Annotated in this window: 2 protein-coding genes; one reads left to right on the forward strand and one right to left on the reverse strand. The window is 35.2% G+C overall.

Annotated elements, in window-relative coordinates; all coding sequences use genetic code 11:
• Positions 1-158: 158 nt before the first annotated feature.
• Positions 159-1,487, reverse strand: a complete 1,329-nt coding sequence (locus F6K54_RS38235) for a 16S rRNA (cytosine(967)-C(5))-methyltransferase (protein ID WP_293089309.1) — start codon at positions 1,485-1,487, stop codon at positions 159-161.
• 1,296 nt (positions 1,488-2,783) lie between these two features.
• Here F6K54_RS38235 and F6K54_RS38240 point away from each other — a divergent pair.
• Positions 2,784-6,326, forward strand: a 3,543-nt coding sequence (locus F6K54_RS38240) for a CheR family methyltransferase (protein ID WP_293089311.1), incomplete at its 3' end; no start/stop codon positions are given.

Consider the following 6,326-nt stretch of genomic DNA (forward strand, 5'->3'; position numbering starts at 1 on the left):
CCAACTATGCGCCTAAAATAGGCTACTTTTTGAGCGTTTTAGACTGAAACAGGCGCACTTTTTTCGACTAAAAAAAGGCTAAAGTCTTTAGATGTCAATGCTTTTAGATTTAATCAGCAAGCCCTAATTATTAATTATTAATTATTAATTATTAATTACTACCCCCTTCTTCTCAATTTCACCATAAAAAAGCCATCCATGTGTTCTCTATGAGGCCAAACTTTTACCCATCCTTCCGCAGTGGGAGGCACTATAAAATCAATAGTTGGCGCTTCATTTTCCCACTCAGAATTATTTGTCAAAAACTTCTCAATAACTTCCTCATTTTCTAAATTATGAATTGTACAAGTTGCATATACCAAAACTCCCCCTGGCTTTACCCATTTTGCAGTATTTTCTAATAACTCACTCTGAAGTTTTGAGAGCTTTTGAATATTTTCTGGAGTTTGTCTCCACCGTGCATCTACTCGACGGTGTAAAGTTCCTAAACCAGAACAAGGTACATCTAATAAAACTCGGTCAGCTAGGTCAATAAATTCAGGAAAACTTCGACTATCTCCTATAGAAATAGAAATAGATTTTAACTGCAATCTTTCAGAATTTTGTTCTAACATTTTTAGTCGAGAAGCTGTTTTATCAATAGCAAAAATTTTGCCATTATCTCCTATTAATTCTGCTATGTGAGTTGTCTTACCTCCAGGAGCAGCACAAGCATCAATAATTGTTTCTCCTGGTTGTGGATTTAATAAATAACTAACTAATTGAGCACTACTATCTTGAACTGACCACCAACCCTCTTGATAACCCGGTAATTTTTGAATTGAACCTACTGCACCTGTTAGTCTTAAAAGTTGAGGAAATTGGGGCATCCAATTAACAGAAATACCTATATTTTTCATGGCTGTTTCTACTTCTCTTATTGAAGTATTGAGCGGATTAATTCTTAAATCAAGACTCGGCGATTGATTGAACCATGAACATAATTCTTCAGTTTCTTTTAGACCTAATTTATCTATCCAGTATTCAACTATCCAGTCAGGAAAACTATATAATGTTCCTAATTTTTGTACTGGATTTTTGGGCAAGTCGATCGTCAATTCTCGCCGAATATATTCTCTGAGTAAACCATTAACAAAACTAGCTAATTTAGCCAGTTTATTTTGTTTTGCTAGCTCCACTGTAGTATTAACTGCTGCTGATTCTGGAATTTGTGCTAAATAAGATAATTGATATAAACCAATATGGAGAATTATCCGTAAATCTGGATGTTGTTGGTGAGATTTCTTTTTTGCTAATTGATCGATAATTGCATCAAGCGATCGCTGCTTTCTTACACATCCATAAACTAATTCTGTAACTAATCGACGGTTGGCATCAATTAAATCATTTTTTCTGAGATGTTTATCTAGGGCAAAATCAGCAAAAGCTTGTTTTCGATAAACTTCTTGGAGGATAATAAAAACTAATTGACGAGGATTATTATTCACTGCAACTTAATTAAAAAAATATTATTTTAAGAAGGAAGAAGGAAGAAGGAAGGAGGAAGAAGGAAGGAGGAAGAAAGAAGAAGGAAGGAGGAAGAAGGAAAAAGGAAGAAGGCGTTTAGTTATCTAGGAGATCGGGAAAAAGTGGATGGGAATTTAAAGGGTGCATCTCATGTTTGCAAAAATACTTTTTTCCTATATATTCCCTATTCCCTATTCTCTATTCCCTGTTCCCTGTTGCCTATTGCCTAAAAGCAATAAATTTTTGGCTTTATTCTTGCATTGAGATGCACCCGATTTAAACCCCAACCAATTGTAGACGGTGGGGTATTAGATCCATCAAGAAAAAGATAATTTTTTTATAGTATTAATCTTAGTCCGGAAATTATAATACCAATTTGAAAAAAAGAATGCTACAAAAAGGTACAGCTTAATCGGATATGCTTAAAAAGAGCTAATCCAGTTCATTTTAGATGATTATTTATATCATTTTTACCTTTTTTTGAATATTTATCCCTTCTTCCTTATTTCCTATTCCTTCTTTCTTACTTCTACTATTTGTAACAGACATTTATCAAATTAGTATAACATAATAATATAAATATATAATTTTAACTTTAAGCTGTTCATAATGTAAAATGGGTAAGTTAAAATTGATTTACTGAATAGGGTTAATAACAGAATATCCTTTCTCTAATGCCCTATTTTCTTTAACAATTTACTAATATAAGTAGTCAAGCAAAATTAATTGTATATTTGATATTTAGGTTAAATAAGTAGGAATAATGATTTTTATAGCGTTGATGAAAAAAGTGAGGTACAAGCTATTACCGAAAAATTGTGGTCTAGAACCTCCCCCTTTTAAGGGGATAAAAAGCGGTCGATAGATGGCGAAGTTTCCTCGCCATATCTAATCGACCAAGAGAAAGAGAATATTCCAGATTTCAAGCATAAGGTTTTCCTACGGAATGCTGCGCAAACAGCTAGAGGTACTGATAAATGATAAATGATAACTGATAACTGAAATTACCGAATTATTAATTATTAATAATTAATAATTAAATAATTCTGGTTTAAAGCCTCCCCTTTTAAGAGGAAAAAAGCGGTCGAGGGATGGCGTTTTGCTCCGCAACATATAAAGCGGAGCGGCTCTGATAAGAGCGGGTCTCCTCGCCATCCCTCGACCAAGAGAAAAGAAATAATATCTCCTGATATTCAATTCCGTAACGGTTTTAACCAGAGGTAATTATCAATTATCCATTATCCATTATCCATTAATGAACTCTTCCCCATTAAAAAATGAAATTACAACTAGAAAACCAATTATTTGTCCTAGGTATAGCAATATTTGCAGAGGATTTACAACTATTAGAAACATTTTTTTCTTATCTGCCAAAGCAACTTAATATTGCATTTATAATAGTAGTCCAAAATCAACCTGCTAATTTTCCCAGTCAGCTTGTCCAACTTCTAGAAGAAAAAACTAGCTTCACAGTCCATACAATAGAAGATGGAATGAAAATGAGCCCCTGGACTGTATGTATTGTGCCAGAGGGAAAATATCTATATTTAGAAACTCAGACCCTACATTTACTCGACCTTCCCTTAGAGTCTGACACTCCCATCAATTATTTTTTCAAGTCTCTGGCACAAGAATGGGGAAAGCACGCTCTTGCCATTCTGATTTCCGGTAACGGTGGTGATGGCCAAGAAGGATTAGCAGTCATCCGTGATGCTAATGGTGTTGCCCTGGTTAAATCTCCAGAAAAAGACCAATTTACCAGTATGTCCACCAATGCCATTTCCTCTGAGTTAATTGAAAAAATCTTGTCTCCAGTAGAACTTGCTCAATTTATCTACCACATTGTGGAGTGGGAAAAAAATCCATTATTTTCTAGAGATGATAAAGAATCACCATTAATTCCTTCCGAAGAGCTACAGGAAATATTAAATATCCTCTACAAATATAAAGAAGTAGATTTCTCCTATTACAAAACTTCCACCATCACTCGTCGAATTATTCATCGCTGCACTTTAGTAGGAGTTGGAAAGTTAGAAAATTATATTCATCATCTCAAAAATTCTCAAGAAGAACAAAAAATACTTTACCAAGATTTACTCATCGGTGCTACCTCCTTTTTTCGAGATCCTCCAGCGTGGGAATATTTAAGAACAGAAATTCTGCCCGAACTTGTAAAGAAAGCTCAACAAGAAAAAAAACAATTGCGAATTTGGGTTTCTGCTTGTGCCACTGGAGAAGAAGCGTACTCAATGGCCATCCTAATTGATGAAGCCATACGAAAAACAGGTAAGTCCCTAAAAGTGAAAATTTTTGCCACAGACATTGATAGTAACGCTCTAGAAACTGCTGCTAGGGGAATTTACCCAGAATCTATTGCCAAAAATATATCTCAGGAATACCTAGAACGATATTTTCACCATGAAGTAGATAGTTACCAAGTAAAGCGATCGCTACGGAAAATGCTGATATTCGCCCCTCACGACTTGACGAAAAATCCTGGTTTTTCCAGGATGAATTTAGTTTCGTGCCGTAATGTACTGATTTATATGCAGCCAGAATTGCAGCAACGAGTACTACGGTTACTCCACTTTTCCTTATCATCCCAAGGAATTTTATTTTTAGGTAATACTGAAAGCGTTAGAGAACTGGAAGAAGAATTTATCGTCCTCAAATCTTGTTTGAAAATCTATCGCAAGCGACGAGATGTACAGCTATCCTTAACTCATCTGACACCAAAAGCAACAACCTTACCTACTATCTATTATTCCATACAGACAAAACTTAATAGCTCCAGACTTGACAAAATGCTGACAGAAGTATTTCAAGTAGGTTTTGGGGAACGAAAAATTACTGCTTTGTTGCTGAATGTAGATAACCGCTTGCTGAATGTTTTCTGCAATGAGGCCGATCTACTGCAAATTCCCATTGGGGAAGCAAATTTAGAAATCACCGACATGATTTTACCAGAACTCAAGCTACCTGTGGGTACAGCCCTGCATCGTGCCAAACGAGACAAGCTGACAGTTTTGTATACTGGAATTAAGCTCTATCGAAATAACGAAGAAGAAAATATCACTCTGCGAGTTGGTTATAATTGCAGCGCCCCATCATTAGAAGAATATTTAATAGTATTTCTGGAAATAGAAACTCCACCAACGGTATCTTTACTAAACGATCGTCAAAAAAAAGTTTATGAAGTAGCACCTGAAGTGGCACAACAAATTACAGAGCTAGAATATGAACTCCAACAAACCAGAGAAAATTTACAAGCAGCAGTAGAAGAGCTGGAAACTATTAACGAAGAGCAACAAGCTACTAACGAAGAATTACTAGCCTCCAACGAAGAACTTCAAAGTACCAATGAAGAATTACAGTCAACAAACGAAGAATTATTTACTATTAACTCCCAATATCAGGCAAAAATTGAAGAACTAACTCATCTGAGCGAAGATATTGATAATCTGCTCCGTAGTATAGATATTGGTGTAGTTTTTCTCGACAAAAATCTCAGAATTCGTAGATTTACCCCTCCTGCCACCCAAGCTATTAATATTAGAGGTACTGATATTAACCGCCCTATATATCATTTTACTCACAACCTAGACTGCCCAGATTTTATTCCAATTATCCAACAAGCTTTCAGCAATCAAAAATTAATCGAGAGGGAAGTAACTTTATCTGCTACCGGAGAAAATTTACTCCTGCGCATTCATCCCTATATCCGGGAAGATAACATCAACGATGGCATAGTCATCACATTAGTAAATATTAACGAACTCCAAAAGACCAAAACTCAACTCACACGCACTAATAATGTTCTGGAAAGCTTATATGAATCTAGTCCCGCAGGTTTGTTTTTACTAGATCAAGAGTTAAAATTTTTACGCATTAACTCCATTTTTGCTGAGATTAATAACTTGAATGTATCAGAAAATATTGGCAATACCTTCTCAGAAGTGCTGCCGTATTTAGCAGATCAATTAAATCCTTTATTCCATGAAATATTGGCAACAGGAGAAATTATCAGAAATATTGAAATCAATGCTCCTCATCCTACTAACATTGAAACAGTAGGTTGGTGGCTATCAAGTTATTATCCTGTAGAATTAGAAAACGGCAAACAAGGAATTGGTGGAGTAATTACAGAAATTACTCAACTCAAGCAAATTCAACAAAAATTATTAGAAAGCCAAAAATTAGCTGAAACAGCTAACAAAACTAAGAGTGACTTTTTCAAACAGATGACTCATGAACTGCGAACACCTCTAAATGTGATTCTCGGTTTTACCCAACTTTTAGCCCATGGAGATAATCTTGACAAACAGCAAAGAGAACAGTTAAATCTGATATATAAAAGTGGGAAGAATTTACTAGAATTGGTCGAAGAAGTTTTGGATTTTTCCAAGCTCGAAGCTAACCGCATGGAGCTTAAGTTGAGTTTGTTTGATTTTCAAGCTTTCATCACAGAACTGAGAGAAATGTTTCGACTAAGTGCAGAAAATAAAGGTTTGAATTTATTGCTTGAGCTTGATGAGACAGTACCTCAATATATTTATGGCGATCGACAGAAACTACGACAAGTACTAATTAATTTCCTCTCCAATGCCATCAAATTTACTGATGCGGGTTATGTAAAATTAAGCGTCCGAGTTGCACAAATATCAGAAATTAATGATACAGAAGTGAACTCTGTGGATTTAACTACTAACCTAGAGTTTGAGATTGAAGATACAGGTAAAGGTATGACTCAGCAAGAGTTAGAGAAAATATTTGAAGCATTTACTCAAGGCGCAGCAGGTAGATATTCTCAAACAGGTACA

It is taken from the genome of Okeania sp. SIO3B5 (genome assembly GCF_010692555.1).
GTDB lineage: Bacteria > Cyanobacteriota > Cyanobacteriia > Cyanobacteriales > Microcoleaceae > Okeania.